Source organism: Microbacterium sp. AZCO (assembly GCF_039614715.1).
Lineage (GTDB): Bacteria > Actinomycetota > Actinomycetes > Actinomycetales > Microbacteriaceae > Microbacterium.
The window spans coordinates 797,318-817,038 of record NZ_CP154857.1; the positions used below are offsets into that span (position 1 = coordinate 797,318).

The following is a 19,721-nucleotide window of genomic DNA, read 5'->3' on the forward strand; positions in this document are numbered from 1 at the left end:
CCACCGCCTTCCGTCTTGTTCGTCGCGATGTTCTCCTCTGCAACAACGATCCCGCAGCGCTGGGCCGTCGGTTCAGAGGGGTTCAATCGCGCCTCCCGTAGCTTCGCGAGGCAGAGCCTCCATTTCGACGCGACGCAGGATTCGGCTTGTGGAGGACGCACTGCTCGCGCTCGCCGTCCTTTGGGCGAACGCGCTGGCTGAGTCGGACGATGACGCGTGGACGTCGGCGCGGTCGAGACCTTCACAATCAGGCGATCGGGTTGTCGGCACCAGCAGCCCTGTCGGACAGGTCGCCCTTATACGCCGTGCCGCTCCCGGCAGATGTCCGACGCGTCGGCCAGGATAGATGCGTGTCAGGCGAAACGTGGGGGGTGGGCGACAGCGCGAAGGCCCGCAAAGCTCGCGGGGCCTTCTTCACGCCCGAACCCATAACGCGGTTCATGGCCGAATGGGCGCTGCGCTCGCCCGGAGACACGGTCCTCGAGCCGTCGGCCGGTGACGCCGCGTTCCTCGTCGAGGCGATCGCGCGGCTAAAGTCTCTTGGTGTCGGCCGCCCCGTCGTCGACGGGGTCGAGATACACCCCCATTCCGCCGCCGTCGGTGCCGCGCGTGCTGAAGCCGCTGGGGGAGAAGCGCGGATAACGGTGTCCGACTTCTTCCTGGTACCCCCGTCGCCCGAGTACGACGCGGTAATCGGAAACCCGCCGTACGTGCGCTATCAGGACTGGACGGGCCAGGCTCGCGCACGGTCGCGCCGCGCCGCATTCAACGCCGGAGTCGCGCTTACCGGCCTTGCGAGTTCGTGGGCGTCATTCACCGTTCAGTCGGCGCTATTCCTGCGGGAAGGTGGGAGGCTCGGGCTCGTCCTTCCTGCCGAACTGTTGAGCGTCAACTACGCCGCGCCCGTCCGCAAGTTCCTCTTCGAGCGCTTCAGCGACGTCGAGCTTGTGCTCTTCGAGAAGCAGGTCTTCGAAGAGGCCGAGGCCGATACGCTCATTCTCCTAGCGAGCGGCTACGGGCTCGGCCCGACTGACCACGCGGTAATCCGCCAGGTGTTCGACGCGGACCATCTCCGCCAGGACGTTCCCGGCGTGCGCTGGACACCGGAAGACCCCGCCGGCAAATGGGTCAATTCCGTGTCTGGCTCCGCCGCCGCCGACCTCCTGCGGGGGTCCGTCGGCTCCGGGACCATGACACCCCTCGCCGAGTGGGGAGACACGACGCTTGGCATGGTCACGGGCAACAACCGGTACTTCGCGATGTCTCCGGCCAGGGCCTCTGAACTCGGCCTTTCGCGCAGTGACGTCATCCCTCTCTCGCCCCCGGGGAGCGCGCACCTCCGCGGACTCGCGCTGACTCCGAGCGCCATGACCCGGCTTGGCCGCGATGGCCGCTCCACCCGCCTCTTCCGACCCGCGGCGAAGCCGTCCCGTGCCGCGGAGGTTTATGTCGCCGCGGGCGAGACGGCCGGTGTCAGCGAGGCATACAAGTGCCGAGTGCGCTCGCCGTGGTGGCGGGTGCCGTTGCAGCGCCCGGCGGACCTTTTGCTCACATACATGAACGCGGACGCCGCACGGATCGTTACGAACGAAGCCGGCGCGCATCACCTCAACTCCGTGCACGGCGTCTACCTCCGCGATGAGTACCGGACGCTCGGACGCGACCTCCTTCCGGTCGCCTCGCTCAACTCCGCAACGATGCTGTCCGCCGAACTCGTCGGCCGTTCGTACGGCGGCGGGATCCTGAAAGTCGAGCCCCGCGAGGCTGACCGCTGGCTGATGCCCTCGCGGGCTCTGATCGAGGCCAACGCGGATGTACTCCGCGCGCTGAAGACGCCCGTCCTGAGACGCCTGCAGACCGGGCGGCTGAGAGACGCCGTCGAACTCGTCGACCGGGTGCTGTTCCGTTCCCTTCCGCACGCCGACATGGCGACGATCCGTGCCGCGCATCTCGCGCTGCAATCTCGCCGAACCACGAGAGGGAAACGTGGCTGACGATTTCGAGCTGGAACTCGAACTGGACTACGAGCAGGAGCTGGACGAGGCGGGGCTGGAGGTCGGCGCGGAGGAACAGGCGAAAGCCAAGAAGGCAAAGGAAGCCACCTTTACGTCGATCGCCTGGCCGCTATTCGACGAGGTCATCGCGGAGGCGAAGGCCGCAGCTGGCGGCTATTCGAACCCGTGGCAGCTCGTCGACGGCGTCCCGACCTTCGTCATCGACGAGTCGGTCCTCACCAAGCTTCTCTCCGTCCCCCTCGCGATCAAGGGCGTCCCGACGCGTTCGGGAGTGCTGGCTGATGCGCTCGACGTCTGGACCGCGTACGAGCTGAGGCGCGCAGGTTTCGAACCGAACGCTGTATGGCCGCGCGAGAGCAATCCGCGCGTGCTCCCCGTCCCCGTGGGAAACCTTCTCGAGAGCAAGGACATCCTGAAAGCCACAAAGGACGCGCTCAGGGAGAGGATCGACGGGCGGTCGAGCGTGCAGGGCGTCGCGGGCTCCGAGGCCCGGATCCTCGGCAAGCTCTACGAGAAGCAGGTCGACGCCGGGATGAGCCGTTGGGAGACCGGGCCGGAGATCCTCATCTCCACGAAGCGCATGGACGGGTCGTACGGGAAGAACCTGGCGAACCGCGCCGAGGAAAGCTACGGCGACGCGAAGAACCTGCGGCTGCGCTATCCGCTCGCGGCGTTCGGATTCATCTTCGCGCTGCGCTCCGACGTGCTGACGGTGACGCCGTCGGGGGCGAGAGGGGTCGTCGACCGGCTGACCAAGCTCGAGCGGGAGCACGACGCCTACGACGCCACCTGCATGATCCTGATGGAGTACGACAAACCCAGGTCATTCCCCGAGAAGCCGACGATCGGCGATCTCGCTTCGATCTCGCTCTCGCTCCGGTGGGACGCGATGCCCCGGCACATCGATCCGAACAGCTTCTTCACGAAGATGGTGAGGCGGGTGCTCGAGGTGACGCCGGAGAGTTACCACCCGGAGGCGCGTGAGCGTCTCAAGACGGTGGAGCCGGACGAGCTTCCTACTGCTTAATTCCGATCGAACCGTTGACGCCGGGGGAGCCGATACACGATGCCTTTCGTCCGAACGACTGCTGACGGGAGTGTCCCCGCGACGCCGGCGGATCTCTATCGCGATGACTTGAACCCTGGCCCGGGCGCTGTGCCGGGCCTCTGGGCTCACCAGTCGGAGATGCTCAAGACGTTTGCCAAGCATGACGGCAAGCCGGACGTCGCCCTGGAGTTGCCCACGGGAACCGGGAAGACGCTCACCGGACTGCTCATCGCGGAGTGGACGCGGCGCAAGCGTCGGGCCAGAGTCATCTATGCGGTTCCGACGAAGCAGCTCGCGCGCCAGGTCGTGGCGGCCGCGGGACCGGAGGACATCCGCACGGCTCTCTTGATCGGGCGGAGCCGCGATTGGCCAAGCGGCGCGCAAGCCGCGTACGAGTCGGCAACCGCCATCGCGGTCACCACGTACAGCAGCATCTTCAACACGAATCCCCGGCTGGCGGACGCCGACCTGATCCTGTTCGACGACGCACATGCGGGCGAACAATACGTCGGTGAGGCGTACGGCGTCAGCATCAACAGGTGGGCGAAATCAGGCGAGTACCACGCGGTGCTCAACGCCGTCGCGCCTGCGCTCGACGGCGTTTTCCTCGAGCGCCTGCGCGCTGGCGACCCCGACCCCAACATCGGTGCCGACGTGCGGATGGTCGTGCCGCTCCGGCAGCCTGGAATGGTCGCGAGCCTCGCGGAAGCGCTCGGTACGTGCACTGAATCTCAGAGCTACCAGTTCGCGATGATCCGGGCCGGCCTCAGCTCGTGCCTGGTGTACGTCGCGTACTCGGGCATCCTGGTGCGCCCATACATTCCCCCGACGCATCAGAACGCGTTGTTCTCCGGGGCGAGGCAGCGCGTCTACCTGTCCGCGACGCTCGGCGAGGGTGGGGAGCTTGAGCGGGCGTTCGGACGCAGTGGCATCCATCGCCTCGCGCAACCGACGACCCCGCCCCGGTACGGGCGGCGCTTCTTCGTGTTCCCGGAGTTCGTCGAGGAGTCCGATCCCGCGGACCTGGGGCGCGACATCGCGAACGAGGCAGGTAAGGCGCTCGTCCTCGCGCCCAAGAAGGACGTCGCTATGGAAGACGCCGCTGCGCTGGCCCAGCCGGGGTGGCCTGTCATGGGCGTGGATGACGTCGCGGACGGGATGGGGCCGTTTGCGGCACTCAAGAATGGCGTGTGCGGGCTGGCCGCGCGGTACGACGGGCTCGACCTCCCCGGCGACACCTGCCGGCTGGTGGCCTTGGACGGCGTCCCGAACCAGGACAACCTCCAGGAGCGCTTCCTTCAGAATCGGGCCCGCGCGAGCGTCGCGCTCGCGGCGCGCGTGCGAACGCGCGTGATTCAAGGCGCGGGTCGCTGCACGCGCGGCCCGCGGGACACAGCGATCGTGTTGGTGCTGGGAGGCGAGCTCTCCCGCTATCTCACCCGCCCTGAAGTCACGCAGGCACTCGATCCGGAACTGCAGGCGGAGCTGCGGTTCGGACGTGAGAACTCGCAGGCGTTCGGCGTCGGGGACGTCATGGAGAACGTCCGTGCCTTCCTCGAGCAGGAAACCGACGACACCTGGCGGGCGGGCGCCGAACCGGTTCTGAGCGACTACCGGAAGGAAATGGCTCAGCAGATGCCGGACGGCACCGCGGCGCTCGCGGAGTGCAGTTCGCACGAGATCCAGGCATGGGCTGCAGCGACCGCGGAGGGATGGGCCGATGCCGCGGTGCATGCGCACGAGGCCGCGCGTCTCGTGGGAGCCGGCGGCCGAGCAACCGCGGGCTACCGGGCGTTCTGGCTGTACCTCGAAGCCGTCTGGTCGGACCAGGCCGCAGACCAGGCGGGAGATCAGGCCGGACGCGCGGCCGCGCTCGCGCTTGTCCGCCAGGCAGAGCAGGTGCTCGGGTTGGGTTCGTGGGTACGGCAGATGGCGCCGTTCCCTGCGGCGGAGCACTCTCCCCTCGCGGCGGTAGACGCATTGGCGGTGGCCGAGATCGCCGGTCGCCTCGCGAGCGGCGTGAACCAGGCGGCCATCCTCCGCCGGATCGGCGCGATTCATGCGGGCCTCGCCGAAAGAGAGCCCGGCAAGTACGAACCGGCCCTCACCGACCTGGGGAAGATGCTCGGCGCGGCCGCGTTCAAGCCGCAACCGCGAGGACGCTGTGACTCGGTCTGGCCGTGGGGAAACGAATTGTGGCTTGCAGTCGAGGCGAAGAGTGATCATGAGCCGACGGGCGTCGTGCCGCACAAGGACATTCGCCAGGCGAACGACCAGCTCCGTCTCCTTGCCGCGGACGTCGGCCTCGACGCGGCCCCCGTCGGGAGCGCGACGATAGTCGTCTCGCCCAAGCCCGGGATCCACGGGGACGGCATCGCCGGAGCAGAGAGCCACGTGCACTTCGCCGCGCCGCCGGGCATTGCGGAGATCGCGCACGATGTCGACTCTGCCTGGGCCGAGCTGCTCGCGAAGTCTTCAGGTCGCACTGAACCGCAGCTTAGGGAGCTGGTCGCGAACACACTCAACAGCCACGGAATCCTTCCCTCCCAGGTGCACGAGAGGCTGACGCGGGATCCGGTCAACGCCAGGGCTGAGTAGAACCCGCTCATGCTTGACGGGGCGGGCCTCGCTGTCATAATCAGGGGCACACAGGGGGACCACACGCATGCGCTTCTCAGAGGCCTTCGATATTGAGCGGACGGACGAGGACGACTGGTTCGATCCTCACCTGACCGTCGACACCAAACTTTTCATCGATCCCTTGCTCCTGCTGGAGCTTGACGGCGAGTGGGGCGGCGCGCATGACGAGCTGATCGCGCACTTCGTCCATTGCTACGGCCTCGTCGCGAAGGCGACAGGGCCGAAGTCGCTGTCCGCAATCGCCGCCCGTCGCCTCCTGACGTTCCCCGAACCGAGCGAGATCGGGCTCGGCTACACGGCGCAGGGGACTTCCGGTGCCGGGGCGGGCGCGCAATTCGCGAACAGGATGGCTGACGGCATCGCCGTGGCAATCCGCGCCGGGCTGGAGAATCCGGAGCACATCGAGGAGATCGGCATCCTCAACGAGGGCATCGGCGCAGACCGCATTTCCGACGCGGTCGCGAACGTCTTGAAGTCGCGCCTGATCCGCTACACGCAGGAGGTGGCCGCGAGGCACCGCGTTCCGCTCGAAGAGCAGAAGATCAGACACGCGCGCGTTAATCTCGACGCCGGACGCTGGGTGGACGAGGCTGTCGCGCTACCGAAGAATCCGACCACCGGCAAGCCGATCATCCTGGTGCCGCAGTCGCTGCTCAACGAGCTCCCGATCCTGAACGCGGACGACTGGTTCGACTCGAACCTCAACGAGGACGTGCGGCTGCAGATGAACCTGACAGTCGGCGCCGCGGTCAGGAAAACCGACATCGTTCGCTGGGCGCGGTCCCACCCGGATCGCGTCCGCACGTGGGCGCGAGAGCAGACGTCCAGGGAAGACCTCGCCGGGTACGACTTCGAGTCCGATCCGATCGGCGTCGTTCAGTGGGACCGCGAGCCGGCCCGATGGGCCGCCGAGCATCCGATCGAGCTTCCTCAAGTGGTGACGGTCGCTGACGTTGTGACTCTGGTCGGTAAGACCATTGACCAGTTCCGGCACTTCATCGAGGAGCAGCGGGGCTGGAAACTGCTTCACAACGACGACGGCTCGTACAAGCCGGAGGAGGCCGCTCAACTTGCCTACCTCGGCATGGCTCAGCCGTACCTCAGATTGTTCGGCGTCGAGCTGGACCGCGAGGTAGAACTGGGCCGGGGACCGGTCGACTTCAAGGCATCGTCGGGCGCATCTGCCCGCCTGCTCGTCGAGATGAAGAAGGAACACAACGGAAAGTTCTGGAACGGTATCGAAGCCCAGCTCCCGAGTTACCTCCGTTCCGACCATTCGAAGCACGGCTGGTTCGTGGCGCTTCGGTTCCGCAGCAACAGGCCCTCGGACATCCGTCTGAGAACGCTGCCGTCCGTGGTCAGTCGCGTCGCTCGCGAGACCGGCACCAACCTTCGTCTCACGGTAATCGACGCGCGCCCGAAGGAATCTGCCTCCAACATCGACCCGGCTGAACGTTCGGGGATGATCGAGGGACTCGAGCCCTGAACGACGACCTGGCCCGTGGCACTGCCGTGGCGGTCATACCCCCGCTCTTCCTCGCCTCTATGGGGCCGAGCACGCCTTCTACGAACGATGACGTCCCCTCCACCGTGCATCGCCCGCAAGCGGATCCTCGTTGAGTCCCCGCCTTGGCGATTGTTCAGCAGGGAATGTATAGTCAGTGTGTGCTGACTATTGCTTCGCGTCTGGATGTGATGAACCGGCTCGGTCGGGCGATGGCTGATCCCACGCGCTCGCGGATCCTGTTGACGTTGCTGGACGGTCCGAGTTATCCCGCGGAGTTGGCGCGGGATCTCGACCTGACGCGGACGAACGTGTCCAACCACCTGACGTGTCTTCGCGGGTGTGGGCTGATCGTCGCGACCCCTGAGGGGCGCCGCACGCGCTATGAGATCGCCGACCCGCACCTGACGCGGGGGATGCAGCAGCTGCTTGAATCGGTCGTCGCCGTGGATGAGGGCGTGCCCTGCATGGACGAGAAGTGCGAGTGCTGCGAGTGAGCACCGACCGCGCTCTGCTCCCACTCGCCTGCACGCTCACCGACGGTGCGGGTGCGGAGCAGCTGGCCGCGTGGCGGCGCTTCAACGACGATTACCTGACCAGCATCGACCGCGACCGGGGCCGACTGATCGCGCACTACGAGAACGTCGGCGGCGCGGTCGGTCGACTGTCGGATCTCGTGCGGACAGAACAGTCGTGCTGCGCCTTCGCGACCTGGTCGATCCATGCCGATCACTCCGAGCTGAGCCTGACCGTCACCGGCAGCGATGATGCACTCGCGACGCTGACTTTCCTCGAACAGCGCTCGAGCGTTTCTGGGACGGTGAGTGATGAGTGAGGAGTGCTGCGGCCCTGACGAGCCGCTCAATAGGCCGAGGGTGAGGCGGATCGAGGTGTCCCGTCCGTTCCCTGCCGGCGATGCGTGCTGCGCGCCCGAGCCCCGCGTCACGGGCGCTGGACGGGACTTCCCGCTCGATGAGGGCGATGCGTGCTGCGGCCCGGATGCGGCGAAAGCGGCTGAGTCGGGCGAAGAACCCGAGGTGCGCCCGCCGTGGTGGCGCGACCTTGCGCTCCTCCCGTCTGCACTGTCAGGGGTGTTCCTTCTCGTGGGCTACAGCCTGGAGTGGTCTGGGCTGCACCTGCCGGGGCTCGTGCTGCAGTGGGCTGCGCTGCTGGCCGGCGCGTACACGTTCGTTCCTGGTGCGATCCGCCGACTGCTCCGGGGCCGCCTGGGTGTTGGACTGCTGATGACGATCGCCGCGATCGGTGCTGTCCTGCTCGGCCATGTCGGCGAAGCCGCGACGCTCGCGTTCCTGTTCTCGCTGGCCGAGGCGCTCGAGGACCGGGCGATGGATCGCGCCAAGGAAGGGCTCCGCGCGCTGCTGTCCCTCATCCCCGACACCGTCCGCGTGTCCCGCCTGGCTGGCGACGTCACACTCCCCGCCGTCGATGTGCGCGAGCTGGACATCCTCGTCGTCGGTGCCGGTGAACGGGTCGCCACCGACGGAGTCGTCGTCGACGGCCGATCCAGCCTCGATACGTCGGCAATCACCGGCGAGTCCATCCCTGTCGAAGTCGGTCCCGGTGACCCCGTCGCGGCAGGCTCGGTAAACGGGTCAGTGACCCTGCGTATCGAAGCAACCGCAGACGGCCGCGACAACTCCCTCACCCAGATCGTCGCGCTCGTCGAGCAGGCCCACGCGCGCAAGGGCGAACGGGCACGCCTGGCCGACCGCATCGCGCGCCCGCTGGTCCCCACTGTGCTCATCGCCGCCGCCCTTGTCGCACTGTTCGGCTTCCTCGTCGGCGACCCGTCAATGTGGATCGAACGCGCCCTCGTCGTGCTGGTCGCAGCATCCCCCTGCGCTCTGGCGATCGCGGTACCCGTCACCGTGATCAGCGCGATCGGTGCCGCATCGAAGTTCGGCGTGGTGATCAAGTCTGGTGAAGCGTTCGAGCAGCTCGGCACGATCCGCACGGTCGCGCTCGACAAGACCGGCACCCTCACCCGCAACGAGCCCGCAGCGATCGACGTTCAGCCCGCCGCTGGGATCGATCGCGAGGACCTCCTGGCGTGGGCGGCTGCTGTGGAGGCTACGAGCACCCACCCGCTCGCATCGGCGATCACCGCTGCGAGCGAACTGGTCACCCCCGCGACCGACATCGTCGAGGACGCGGGACACGGCATCACCGGAACCGTGGACGGCCGGACCATCCGGGTCGGCAACACCCGCTGGCTCGACCCCGGCGCGCAGCGGGTAGCCGCGGAGTCGATGGCCGCGCAGGGAATGACGGTTGTCGTTGTCGAGGCCGATGGGCAGATCGCCGGGCTGATCGGGGTGCGCGATGAACTGCGCCCCGAATCGGCGGAAACGGTGCGGATGCTGCACGCGCAGGGCATCGAGACGATCATGCTCACTGGCGACAATGACCGCACCGCTCGGGCGATCGCCGCTCAAGCCGGTATCGACGACGTTCGCGCCGAGCAGCTGCCGGCCGACAAAGCGGCTGCCATCGACGCCCTGGTCAAGTCGTCGCCGACCGCGATGGTCGGCGACGGCATCAACGACGCGCCCGCGCTCGCGACCGCGACGGTCGGGATCGCGATGGGACTGAAAGGGTCGGCCGCGGCGATCGAGTCCGCCGATGTCGCCTTCACCGGCCACGACCTGCGGCTCATCCCCGGCGCCCTCGCCCATGCCCGCCGCGGCCGCCGCATCATGACCGCGAACATCGCCCTCGCCCTCGCGATCATCGTCGTGCTGTTCCCACTTGCACTATTCGGGATCCTGGGACTGGCCGGGGTGGTGCTCGTCCATGAGGTCGCCGAGGTGATCGTCATCCTCAACGGTGTCCGCGCCGCCCGCCGACCCGCCGCACTCCGTCAGCTCGCCGCCGCGTCAGCCCCACTACCTGAGCCCGCCCGAACCTGAACGACAAGCTGCACCGCACCGCGGCATCCCGCCCCGACCCGATGACCCGCCCCGACTACGACCTGGAGCCTTCCTCGTGACGACCCCCGTCAAAGCCACCCTCATCTCGCTCGCCCTCATCATCGTGCTGGTGATCGCCGCCATCATCGTGACGATCCTCAACCGCCCCGCCACACCCGTCCCGGATGGGTCGGCGGGGGCTGCGCCGGTCACGCGCGCGAACTCGCACGTCGTCGACAACGCGGGGGAGGATGCGCCCACCCTGGTGGAGTTCCTCGACTTCGAGTGCGAGGCGTGCGGCTCGCTCTACCCGACTGTCGAGCAGATCCGCGCCGACTACGAGGGCAAGATCAACTACGTCATCCGCTACTTCCCGCTTCCCGGTCACTTCAACTCCATGAACGCCGCCATCGCCGCAGAAGCAGCAGCTCAGCAAGGCGAGTTCGAGGGCATGTACCACCGACTGTTCGAGACCCAGACGCAGTGGGGCGAGCAGCAGGTCTCACACGCGGATCTTTTCCGCACGTTCGCCGAAGACCTCGGCCTCGACATGGACGCCTACGACGCAGCCGTCGCCGACCCCGCCACCCAAGCGCGCGTCGAAGAAGACTTCAACGACGGCCAAAACCTCGGCGTCAGCGGCACACCTTCGTTCTTCCTCAGCGGTCAAAAGCTCGAACTCAGTCAGCTGACGGATCTCACAGACGCACTGGATGCGGCGACTGGCCGCTGAACCCGCTGCCGGGCCCCGTGCCCGTGCGACCTCCCCTCACCGCACGCCGCACGTTTGAGGATCCCGATGCGGCAGTGCCCGCCTTGTCTTAGACGGCCGAGAGTGACGCTCTCACTGCGAGGAAGACCTCGCTGGCCCGCCCTGGTTTGGCAGCAGCCGCCACGAACCCGTCGGGCCGCACAAGGTAGAGTCGCCGATCGGACAAGCGGTGGTGCGGATCGCGATTGAAGCTGTGCGGGTCCGCGTCGATCGCGCCAGCGACTCGGACGCAATCAGCTCCGGGCGCGCCGTAGCTGTGCACCTGCCAATTCGTGCGGCGGACCGCGGCATAGTTGCTGCCCGTCCAGGGCAGGCGGCGCCCGACCGCCTTGTCGCGTGCGGACACGGATGGCATCCGGTACCGGATCCGTGTTTGTGAGAGGTAACCGTACAGTCGCTCGGTGCCGACGAGGCGCGGCACGATTGGCAGCGCGAGCGGTGCGATTACCGGCACGACTCTGTCTCGAACGAATCCGGCGATGCGGCCGCGAGAGGTGAGGCGAACGAACGCGGCATCCGTCGTCTTGACGAGGATTGCCGCGACCGGTCGACGCTCAGCTTCGTAGCTGGCCAGCGACGCGACGCCGGCCGTTCCGCGGATGACCTCGGCAAGCTTGAACGCGAGATTGTGCGCGTCCTGCAAGCCCGTGTTCATGCCCTGGGCGCCCACGGGCGAGTGAACGTGGGCCGCGTCGCCGACGAGGAATACCGGACCGACCCTGAAGTGCGTCGCAAGCCGATGGTGCGCGCGATAGCGGGAGAACCACGTCGACTCGGAGTATCGGATGCCGAAACCCTCTTCCAGCCGACGCTGGATGAGTCGCTCGAGATCAGCATCCGGGAGCGCATCGGGGGCGTCGGCGACGCCGAGAATCCGGAAGTGCCCGGGCGCCCCCATCGGGAATCCGAGGATGAAGTCGTCCCCATGGATTCGCATGTTGATCGCGTCGGGCACCAGTCCGGCGGCATCCCGGGCGTCCGCCACGAAGAACGACAGCTCATTCGTCACGCCTTCGAACGAGAGTCCCAGCGCATTGCGAACACCAGACGACGCTCCGTCCGCGCCGATGCACCAGCGCGCCCGGATCGTCTCGTCGCCGGCGCGGCCGTCGCACACCACCTCGACCAACTGGCCCTCATCCACGACACGGAGGTCCCGCATCCGACATCCCCACCGGATCTCGCCGCCGCGGGCGAGGAACACGTCGCGGAGGATCCGCTCGGTCTTGCTCTGCTCCAGGATGAACAGCCCGGGGTAGGGCGTCACACCGGTTCCCATCCGGGCCAGCGACAATGAGCCGAAGACGCGCCTCCCGTACCCGGGACAGATCGACGGGGCCGGGTTTCCCTCCCCGAGGACTCTGGACGCGATGTCCAGTTGATCGAAGATCTCCAACGACCGCGCCTGCAGGGCCAACGCCCTGGACTCCCGCGTCGGACCATCTTTGTGGTCGATGACGAGCACGCGCACCCCCAGAGTCGCAAGACACACCGCGGCCATCAGCCCGCTCGGACCGGCACCGACGACAATCACGTCATACTCGACGTTCACCCCACCACTCTTCCACCACCCGTGCGATCGAAGGAGACAAGTCCGAGCCGCACGACAAAGCGGTTGGTCAGTGACGACGCCGGTACGCGTCACACGCGAACGCCCCAGCTCAGGGCACTACGCGCAAGGGGATCCGCGGCGGCTAGCTTGCTGGCTCCCTATCGCCTCGCCACCAGAGCGCGACCCACAGGCCGCAGCGGCGGCAGATCCGTGCTCCCCCTGCCTCGAGCTCGTGAAGCTTCGCTCGTGGCAGGTCGCGGCCGCAGCACGAGCAGCTCACGCGGTCAGTGTCCATGCGAACCGATCGCCTCCACCAGTTGGTCGACCGTCGGCATCCCCGCGAGCCCGTCGGGTGTGACATAGACGCGGCAGGCGAGATCCGACGTGCGACCCTCGCCGGGAAATAGGTCCTCGTCGTCGAGGGTTATCGTGGGGGAGCCCGCGAACGGGAGCGCGTCGGCTTCCTCCCGGGTGTGAATGAGTCGACACTCCACCAGCGTCGTGGTGTCCCGGAGGTGATCCAATGCCTGACGGATTCGGTCGTCCGCACGCTTCCAGTTCGGGCAGTCGTCGATGTGGAGAACCTCGATCTTCATGCCTCCATTGTCCCGCCGCGCTCGTCTAAGAAGCAGGTGCATGCGTCGTCGGCGCACATTCCCACCGGTCTTGCATCCGGTACTTGGGTACAGGTTTACGGTAGGTCCATGACCGAGCTCGAGAACCTCCTGACGCAGGCTCCGGGCGCCTGCACGCTGCCCACTGCCGACCGTCCATTGCGCGTTCGCGCGTTCGCCGCGCTGTTCGCGACCTCCGTCCGGCAGGTTGACCGCACGTCACCGACCTCGGCCACTGTCACTCTTCCAGGAGCACTCCTCAACACGGCGCGCGACCTCGCCGCCAGAGAGACCGCGTGCTGCTCGTTCTTCGACTTCGAGGTCGAACCGGCCAATGACCACGCCAGGATGACGATTCGCGTGCCGGAGCAGTACGCCGACGTGCTGACCGCGCTGACGAGCCTCGCCGGGAGCGCCCGATGACCCTGCGCAGCGGCGAGGTCGCGGCGCGGGCGGGGGTGAACCTGCAGACTCTGCGCTACTACGAACGCCGCGGTCTGCTCGCCCCGCCACTGCGCACTTTGGGTGGGCACCGCACCTACCCCGACGACACTGTTCAACTCGTCGGTGTGATCAAGGCCGCGCAGCGGCTTGGGTTCACCCTGGACGAGGTCGCGGAGCTGATCGACACCCGCCGCCGCGGGCACATCACTCCGGACCTGCGCGTGCGCGCCGAGGCGAAGATCGTGGAGGTGCAAACCAAGATCGACGACCTGGTCACCATTCGTGAAGCACTCGAGCAGGTCGTGGCGGCGGGGTGCACGAGCATCGAGGGCTGCACCTGCCCGGACTGTCCCATCCCGTTCGTCGAGCTCGCACACGAAGACCCGTCGTGACGGATACGAAGTCGACCTGCGCGCGTCGCGAGATCCCCGCGGGCGCGCCGCTGCGCACCAAGGTGGCGGGGGTGCTGGCGCTGCTCGCCTGCGTCGGATGCTGCGCTCTGCCCTACCTGATCGTCGCGGGGGTGCTGACCGGCGCCGGTGCGGCCATCGCGCAGCAGGCTCTCATCGCCGCAGCGGCGGCGCTGGCCGTGCTCGCGCTCGGAATGTGGTGGCTGTATCGCTCGCGTCGAGTGCGGACCGTGACCTCAGGGTGCGGTGACGCCGGGTGTGCGTGCTGACCGGCCGATCGATTTGAACTGGGGTACTGCGTCCGGCCAATCTGAAAGGGTGCGGAACGCGATCGACTGGTGGGAACGGCATCAGATCGCGCTCTACATCGGGGCGATCCTTATCGGTGCGGGCGTCGGGCTCGCTCTCCCTGCGCTCGCCCACCCCTTCGAACTCGCCATCAACCCCGTCCTCGGGGTGCTGCTGTATTCGACCTTCCTCGGCGTGCCTTTGACGCGAGTCGGCACCGCGTTCCGCGACATTCGATTCCTCGGCGCAGTGCTCCTGCTCAACTTCGTCCTGATCCCGATCGTCGTGTTCGCGCTCAGCCGATTCGTCGCGGACAACCAGGCGCTGCTCGTCGGGGTACTATTCGTGCTGCTGACACCCTGCGTCGACTATGTGATCGTGTTCGCTGGGCTCGCCGGCGGCGCGAAGGAGCGACTGCTCGCCGCGACACCACTGCTCATGCTCGTGCAGATCCTCCTCCTTCCCCTCTACCTGTGGCTCATGGCGGGACCGGCAGTCGTGGAGGAGTTCGACGTGCGCCCGTTCGTAGAGGCTTTCCTGCTCCTGATCGTTCTGCCGCTCACCCTCGCTGCCATCACGCAGCTCCTCGCCCGACAGTCGCGCGCTGCGCGCGGCATTCAGCACGGGCTGCTCTCCGCGATGGTTCCGCTCATGATGCTCACCCTCGCCGTCGTCGTCGCCTCACAGATGTCCGCCGTGATCGGTTCGCTCGCGCAACTGCTTGTGGTCGTGCCGATCTTCATCGCCTTCGTGCTCCTCGCGGCACCGCTCGGCGCGTTTGCGGGCCGACTCGGAAAGCTCGACGTTCCGAGCCGCCGCGCCGTCATCTTCAGCGGCGCCACCCGGAACTCGCTCGTCGTGCTTCCGCTTGCCCTCGCCCTCCCGACTGGATTCGCGATCACCCCGCTCGTCGTCGTGACCCAGACGCTCGTCGAGCTCATCGCCATGGTCGCGATGGTGGGCCTCGTCCCCCGCCTCAACCCGCACGGGCCACCACACCCTGACTGAAAGGCGACACGAACGACCGCACAGGTCCCCGCCACGCGCGATGCCCGATGAAGGAGGTCGGTGAGATTCACAGTCGGAGCCCGTTCGAGCGGCGCGCAGTTCGTCGTTTCTCAAACCCGGAACGCGCCGGTGGTGCCACGTAATCTGAAGTGCCCGCAAGAACCGGATCGAAGCGGCGCAGGAGTGACACGTACCCGAAGTGATGGTTGTAAGTCAGGACGTATCCGAATCCGTCGTCGCGGATGACGTGGTCAGTGGGACTCTCGGGAATCTCGTCGTATACGTATCCGTTCACCAGCGCGGCATCCCGGGTCTCATCGCCGTAGTCCCATTGGGACAGGTGATGGATCGCCGCCTCCGGTCCATTCCGGTCGATCATGTCGATCACGGTGTCGGCTTCCTCGCCCTGCAGAAAGACGATGCTCATCCAGCGTCGCTCGACTGGTGGTGCGCCCGAGGACTCCGTCGCGATGGACTTCGCCGTCGTGGTGGTGCTGTTCATTTGGAGCTCCCTTCTCTATGGAGAAGGTGCGTACTGCTCACCGGTCCCGGACAGCCGCATTGGGGCCATTCCTATTGGTCCCGCTCCGATCGAGCTCGTGGAGCGACGAGGCAACATGCGAGCTGAACCTCGCGTTTGCAGGAGGTGGTCCAGATCGGTAGTGCGAGGGTGTGAAGGCCGTGTAGCCAGAGGAGTGAAGGAGCTGCATCGCGGGGGAGTAGGCCATCGTTTTCCCACCTCAATCACCCAGGGGCGACCCGAGGCGACCCGATACAATCGGAGAACTCGAACCGTCCGGTTCCCTGTCAACGCAAGGGAACGCAAGGGTTCTCAAGACATCCGGTGGGGTTCGGAAATGGCCCGAACTCTCCAAGGGGTCGCAGGTTCAAATCCTGTCATCCCGACCAGAAAGTCCCGGAAACTCAAGGGTTTCCGGGACTTTTTCGTTGCTGAGATGTGATGAGGTCATCGACTGCCCATCGCCATGCCTTCAGCGTGCGAGGGTCTGACTCGGGTGTTCCCCGTACGCTGCCGCGTACGCAGCAGCGAACCGGCCGGCGTGCGTGAAACCGGACGCCATGGCGATCGCGCCCACTGTGTCCACCGTCGGATCCGCATTGACCAACGCGTTCCACGTCCGCCGGAGGCGCTTGTCTCTCAGGCGATCGGTGGGGGTGATCCCGAGCTCCGCACGGAACGCGAGCTGGAGAGCGCGAATGCTCACTCCACACGAACGAGCGATACTCGAAGCGGTCAAGGGTCGATCGAGGTTCTCGTCCATGACCCTCTCGGCTTTGCGCACCAGGCGTGCGGTGCGGGTGACCCGATCGCGCGGCGCATCCGCGAGCGCGAATGCGACAACCGTCACTGCGCCGAGGTGTTTCAAGGCGGACTCGCGGATCAGGTCGTTGTCGTAGAGGACGTCGTTGGAGTAGACCAGCCGCACCTGCTCGAGGGCGCCCCACCACGCGTCGGCATACGGCTGGCGAAGCCCCGCGATCCGATCCAGGCGAGGGCCGGTCGCGTCCGGCGCGAGGTCACGCGCTGCGTCGTTCAGAGTCGCCCGGGACAGCTGGATCACATCGAGATCGATGTGATCGATCGCGAACGGGATTTCGACTTCGACGGGGTAGATCGTGGGATTCCCAGGCTGCACGAGGCGACCATCGCCGTGTGCGGATATCCGCAGGTTGCCACGACGCGTCCGCATGATCACAGGGTCCGCATAGCCCTCGTGCACGCCGAAGAATTTCGCGCTGATCTTGCCGTGGGCGATGCTCGCGTGAGCATCGACAACGCCGACCTGCCTGAGTTCCGCCCGCGGACCCGGGCTGTACGACGTTCCGCCGCCATACATCGCGTCCACTTGCTGCACCACCGCGTCGTTCCCCACGGCGTGAAGATCGAAGGCGCGCGAGGGGATGGGGTCAGTCATCCCGCGATGGTCGACCTGCACTCACGCGGATGGCACGCCCCTTGACCACCAGTCCCCGAAACGCTACGCTCTCCGGTCTCGGCGATGGCTCTTGCGGCGGCGGCGGTGCCGCGGCCGGCGGGGTGCGCGGCAGCCGCCGTACTCGTCCAGATCTCGTCGAGTTGGGCACCGCCTTCTGACTCGGGGCTTGTCTCGTCACCTCGGATCCCGTCGGCGGGGGAGCGGGCAGGAGTGAGGCGGCGATGCGCGTGTCCTCTGCCGGCATCGCGTGGAGGTGCGGCGGCTCCTCGCCCGACTCGCGACGTCAGCCTCGTCCACCGGGCTGAACAGGCCGCCGGAAGACCGTGTAGCTCTCGCGCTCGACCGCGGGAGCGAACCCGCGCCCCTGGAACATCGACGGCGGCCCGCAGAACGAAGACGCATCCTCCTCGGTGGCCGCGCGGCGGGGATAGCCTTCGACGTACCGCGCGCCCCGCGCTTCGGCATCGGCGATGACGCGATCCAGGAGCGCGGATGACACGCCGTGGCGGCGGTAGGGCGGGGCGATGGTGAAGCAGGAGACGCCCACGACCTCCTCGGGCGGCGGCCCTTCCGGGTCGAGTCCCTCGTACTGCCGGTAGGTGGAGCGCAGCGAGGCGTTGACCCAGCCGGCGGGGCGGCCGTCGACGTACGCGAGGTAGCCGAGCGTGGCTCCCGCTCGCAGGCGCTCGATCATGTCGGAACGCACATCGCGCCACGGCCGCTCAGGTGCGTCACCCGTGTGCGGATGCAGGCAGTAGCACGACCCCCAGTCCGGATTGTCCGGGAACGCGTCGCGGTCGAACAAGCGCAGCCAGTCGTCGATGCGCTCCTCGGTGACGGGCTGCACCTCGATCGCTCCGATCGAGGGAAGGCGCTCAGTGGGACCGTCTTCGCGGACGGAGGCTTCCGCGAAGTTGCGGGCCCAGATCCCGACCTCCTCGTCCGGGTACGGCGCGCCGTGGGTCACGCGGACGTGATCGACCATCTGCGCGACGAGCGGGTCGATCTCGTCGCCCTCGACGCGCGCGTCCTTCTCGAAGCACTCGATCCACATCGCTCCAGACTAGAAGCGCAGGGCGCAGCGCGCTCCGGTTTCCGATCCGTTGACGACCCCGCGCCTCACCTGACACGCTCGTCTGATCGCCTCGGAGAGGAGCGACCGCTGAGGGAATCTCCCGCGAAGGTCTTCGCCCGACTCAGCACGCGGGAGCGACCGGACGTCGCCGCCCCGCGATTGCGGCGCGCGGTCGTGCTGGGCGGCAGTGTCGCCGGTCTCCTGGCCGCGCGGGTTCTCGCCGACCACGCCCACGAGGTCCTCGTTGTCGAGCGGGATGGCGAGGCGGCCGGGGAGGAGCGGCGCGGCGTTCCGCAGCGGCTTCAGGTGCATGCGCTGCTGCCGGGCGGACGCGCGCAGATCGAGCGCTGGTTCCCGGGGTTCGGGCAGGAGGCGGCGGAGCAGGGTGCGGTTGCCTCCGCGGCCGAGCAGAGCGAGCAGTGGATCGACGACGTCCGGGCGGTGCGCGCCCCGAACGTCGTGCTGCTCAACGGCAGCCGGACCTTCATCGAAGCGCTCGTGCGCCGTCGCACGCTGGCCCTGCCCAACATGCGGCCGGTGCATGTCGCGGCGATCGGGCTGACGTATCGGGACGGGCGCGTCAGCGGCGTGCGAGTCTCGGGAGTGGATGACGAGAGCATCCTGCCCGCCGACTTCGTCGTGGATGCGATGGGACGCTCCAGCCGACTGTCGGCCTGGTTGGAGACGGACGGGTGGCAGCCGCCGCCGCTCGAGCGCATGCAGATCGATGTGAACTACGCGACCGCCTACTTCGCTCGCCCCGAGAACGAGCCGCGCGTCGCCGTGGCGACCTCACGCGTCTCTCCGGACTACCCGAAGAAGACCCACGCGGCGCTCACCGCGGTCGAGAACGGCCGATGGATGCTTCTGCAGATGACCTACGGCGAGGATCGGCCGCCGCAGGACTGGGAGGGATTCCTGGCCCGATGCGCCGACCTGCCGCCGGTGTTCGCCGAGGTGGCGCGGAACGAGCCCATCGGGGAGGTGCACACCTTTCGGCTGGCCGAGGCGCGACGCCGCCGGTACGACCGGCTCGACCGACTCCCCGGTGGCCTCGTGAGCGTGGGGGATGCCGTCGCATCGTTCAACCCGATCTACGGGCAGGGCATGTCATCGGCCGCGCTGCACGCGTCCTGTCTTTCGGAGTACCTGTGCGCCGCGACGGATGCCACCCGCCCGGCGAGGCGCTTCTTCGAGCTCCAGAAGGTGGTCGTGGATGCTGCGTGGGATCTGTCCACTCAGGCCGACGCGCAGCGGCTCGAGACGAGCAGCCCCCCGCTGCCGGTGCGGTTCCAGCGCGCCCGCGTCGATCAGGTCCTGGATGCCGCGGTGGTCGACATCCGTGTCGCAACGGCCTTCAACGAGGTGGCCTTCATGAACGCGCACCCCAGGACCCTGGCCGCACCCGCGGTCGTGCTGCGGTCGCTCGCCACGAACATGCGCACCCGTGTCAGACGTTAGAG

18 protein-coding genes are annotated in these 19,721 nt (G+C 67.4%); 13 read left to right on the forward strand and 5 right to left on the reverse strand.

Annotation, left to right across the window (positions count from 1 at the left end; genetic code table 11):
- Positions 1-350 precede the first annotated feature (350 nt).
- From AAIB33_RS03705 to AAIB33_RS03740, 8 genes are all read left to right on the forward strand, one after another.
- Positions 351-1,994 (forward strand): N-6 DNA methylase, encoded by a 1,644-nt coding sequence (locus AAIB33_RS03705; RefSeq protein WP_345802211.1) that lies wholly within the window; start codon positions 351-353, stop codon positions 1,992-1,994.
- Positions 1,987-3,042 carry a hypothetical protein gene (locus AAIB33_RS03710; RefSeq protein ID WP_345802212.1) on the forward strand — a complete coding sequence of 352 codons (1,056 nt, stop codon included), beginning with the start codon at positions 1,987-1,989 and terminating at the stop codon, positions 3,040-3,042. The genes AAIB33_RS03705 and AAIB33_RS03710 overlap by 8 nt, the downstream gene beginning before the upstream one ends.
- Before the next feature lie 39 nt (positions 3,043-3,081).
- A complete protein-coding gene (locus AAIB33_RS03715) occupies positions 3,082-5,661 on the forward strand; it encodes a DEAD/DEAH box helicase (RefSeq protein WP_345802213.1) in 2,580 nt (859 codons plus the stop codon).
- A gap of 67 nt (positions 5,662-5,728) precedes the next feature.
- The gene (locus tag AAIB33_RS03720; protein ID WP_345802214.1) at positions 5,729-7,189 is read left to right on the forward strand and encodes a hypothetical protein; all 1,461 of its coding nucleotides are present in this window, start codon (positions 5,729-5,731) and stop codon (positions 7,187-7,189) included.
- Between the two features lie 179 nt (positions 7,190-7,368).
- Entirely contained in the window at positions 7,369-7,704 is a 336-nt protein-coding gene (locus AAIB33_RS03725; RefSeq protein ID WP_345802215.1) for a metalloregulator ArsR/SmtB family transcription factor, read from the forward strand.
- Positions 7,701-8,042 carry a hypothetical protein gene (locus tag AAIB33_RS03730; RefSeq protein ID WP_345802216.1) on the forward strand — a complete coding sequence of 114 codons (342 nt, stop codon included), beginning with the start codon at positions 7,701-7,703 and terminating at the stop codon, positions 8,040-8,042. The genes AAIB33_RS03725 and AAIB33_RS03730 overlap by 4 nt, the downstream gene beginning before the upstream one ends.
- Before the next feature lie 202 nt (positions 8,043-8,244).
- Positions 8,245-10,137, forward strand: coding sequence for a cation-translocating P-type ATPase (locus tag AAIB33_RS03735; RefSeq protein WP_345803372.1), 1,893 nt, complete (start codon positions 8,245-8,247; stop codon positions 10,135-10,137).
- A gap of 76 nt (positions 10,138-10,213) precedes the next feature.
- The gene (locus tag AAIB33_RS03740) at positions 10,214-10,870 is read left to right on the forward strand and encodes a thioredoxin domain-containing protein (RefSeq protein ID WP_345802217.1); all 657 of its coding nucleotides are present in this window, start codon (positions 10,214-10,216) and stop codon (positions 10,868-10,870) included.
- Between the two features lie 88 nt (positions 10,871-10,958).
- On the opposite strand, the gene AAIB33_RS03745 is transcribed toward AAIB33_RS03740, so the two are convergent.
- Both AAIB33_RS03745 and AAIB33_RS03750 read right to left on the reverse strand, forming a co-directional pair.
- On the reverse strand, positions 10,959-12,461 hold the full coding sequence (locus AAIB33_RS03745; RefSeq protein WP_345802218.1) for an FAD-dependent monooxygenase: 1,503 nt from the start codon (positions 12,459-12,461) through the stop codon (positions 10,959-10,961).
- A gap of 284 nt (positions 12,462-12,745) precedes the next feature.
- The gene (locus AAIB33_RS03750) at positions 12,746-13,057 is read right to left on the reverse strand and encodes a thioredoxin family protein (RefSeq protein WP_345802219.1); all 312 of its coding nucleotides are present in this window, start codon (positions 13,055-13,057) and stop codon (positions 12,746-12,748) included.
- A gap of 108 nt (positions 13,058-13,165) precedes the next feature.
- Between AAIB33_RS03750 and AAIB33_RS03755 the strand changes: the two genes are divergently transcribed.
- From AAIB33_RS03755 to AAIB33_RS03770, 4 genes are read left to right on the forward strand one after another with little or no spacing between them, the layout of a single operon-like run.
- Positions 13,166-13,498, forward strand: coding sequence for a hypothetical protein (locus tag AAIB33_RS03755; protein WP_345802220.1), 333 nt, complete (start codon positions 13,166-13,168; stop codon positions 13,496-13,498).
- Positions 13,495-13,911: a MerR family transcriptional regulator gene (locus AAIB33_RS03760; RefSeq protein ID WP_345802221.1), complete on the forward strand. Its 417-nt coding sequence runs from the start codon at positions 13,495-13,497 to the stop codon at positions 13,909-13,911. The genes AAIB33_RS03755 and AAIB33_RS03760 overlap by 4 nt, the downstream gene beginning before the upstream one ends.
- Positions 13,908-14,198: a hypothetical protein gene (locus tag AAIB33_RS03765; protein ID WP_345802222.1), complete on the forward strand. Its 291-nt coding sequence runs from the start codon at positions 13,908-13,910 to the stop codon at positions 14,196-14,198. The genes AAIB33_RS03760 and AAIB33_RS03765 overlap by 4 nt, the downstream gene beginning before the upstream one ends.
- A 49-nt stretch (positions 14,199-14,247) precedes the next feature.
- Complete coding sequence (locus tag AAIB33_RS03770; RefSeq protein ID WP_345802223.1) at positions 14,248-15,225, forward strand: arsenic resistance protein; 978 nt, start codon at positions 14,248-14,250, stop codon at positions 15,223-15,225.
- 67 nt (positions 15,226-15,292) lie between these two features.
- Here AAIB33_RS03770 and AAIB33_RS03775 read toward each other — a convergent pair whose 3' ends face one another.
- The 3 genes from AAIB33_RS03775 to AAIB33_RS03785 all read right to left on the reverse strand — a co-directional run bounded on the left by AAIB33_RS03775 (position 15,293) and on the right by AAIB33_RS03785 (position 18,237).
- Positions 15,293-15,727 (reverse strand): hypothetical protein, encoded by a 435-nt coding sequence (locus AAIB33_RS03775; protein WP_345802224.1) that lies wholly within the window; start codon positions 15,725-15,727, stop codon positions 15,293-15,295.
- A gap of 490 nt (positions 15,728-16,217) precedes the next feature.
- Positions 16,218-17,162 carry a helix-turn-helix domain-containing protein gene (locus AAIB33_RS03780; RefSeq protein ID WP_345802225.1) on the reverse strand — a complete coding sequence of 315 codons (945 nt, stop codon included), beginning with the start codon at positions 17,160-17,162 and terminating at the stop codon, positions 16,218-16,220.
- A 304-nt stretch (positions 17,163-17,466) separates the two neighbouring features.
- The gene (locus tag AAIB33_RS03785; protein WP_345802226.1) at positions 17,467-18,237 is read right to left on the reverse strand and encodes a GNAT family N-acetyltransferase; all 771 of its coding nucleotides are present in this window, start codon (positions 18,235-18,237) and stop codon (positions 17,467-17,469) included.
- On the opposite strand from AAIB33_RS03785, the gene AAIB33_RS03790 reads away from it, so the two are divergent.
- Complete coding sequence (locus tag AAIB33_RS03790) at positions 18,157-19,719, forward strand: FAD-dependent monooxygenase (protein ID WP_345802227.1); 1,563 nt, start codon at positions 18,157-18,159, stop codon at positions 19,717-19,719. The two genes, AAIB33_RS03785 and AAIB33_RS03790, sit on opposite strands and share 81 nt — an antisense overlap.
- The last annotated feature ends 2 nt before the right edge of the window (positions 19,720-19,721 follow it).

Bases quoted from the DNA above. Each gene is read 5' to 3' on its own strand.
- AAIB33_RS03715 (WP_345802213.1), top strand. From the start codon at position 3,082: ATGCCTTTCGTCCGAACGACTGCTGACGGGAGTGTCCCCGCGACGCCG.
- AAIB33_RS03720 (WP_345802214.1), top strand. From the start codon at position 5,729: ATGCGCTTCTCAGAGGCCTTCGATATTGAGCGGACGGACGAGGACGAC.
- AAIB33_RS03750 (WP_345802219.1), bottom strand. From the start codon at position 13,057: ATGAAGATCGAGGTTCTCCACATCGACGACTGCCCGAACTGGAAGCGT.
- AAIB33_RS03755 (WP_345802220.1), top strand. From the start codon at position 13,166: ATGACCGAGCTCGAGAACCTCCTGACGCAGGCTCCGGGCGCCTGCACG.
- AAIB33_RS03760 (WP_345802221.1), top strand. From the start codon at position 13,495: ATGACCCTGCGCAGCGGCGAGGTCGCGGCGCGGGCGGGGGTGAACCTG.
- AAIB33_RS03775 (WP_345802224.1), bottom strand. From the start codon at position 15,727: ATGAACAGCACCACCACGACGGCGAAGTCCATCGCGACGGAGTCCTCG.
- AAIB33_RS03780 (WP_345802225.1), bottom strand. From the start codon at position 17,162: ATGACTGACCCCATCCCCTCGCGCGCCTTCGATCTTCACGCCGTGGGG.
- AAIB33_RS03785 (WP_345802226.1), bottom strand. From the start codon at position 18,237: ATGTGGATCGAGTGCTTCGAGAAGGACGCGCGCGTCGAGGGCGACGAG.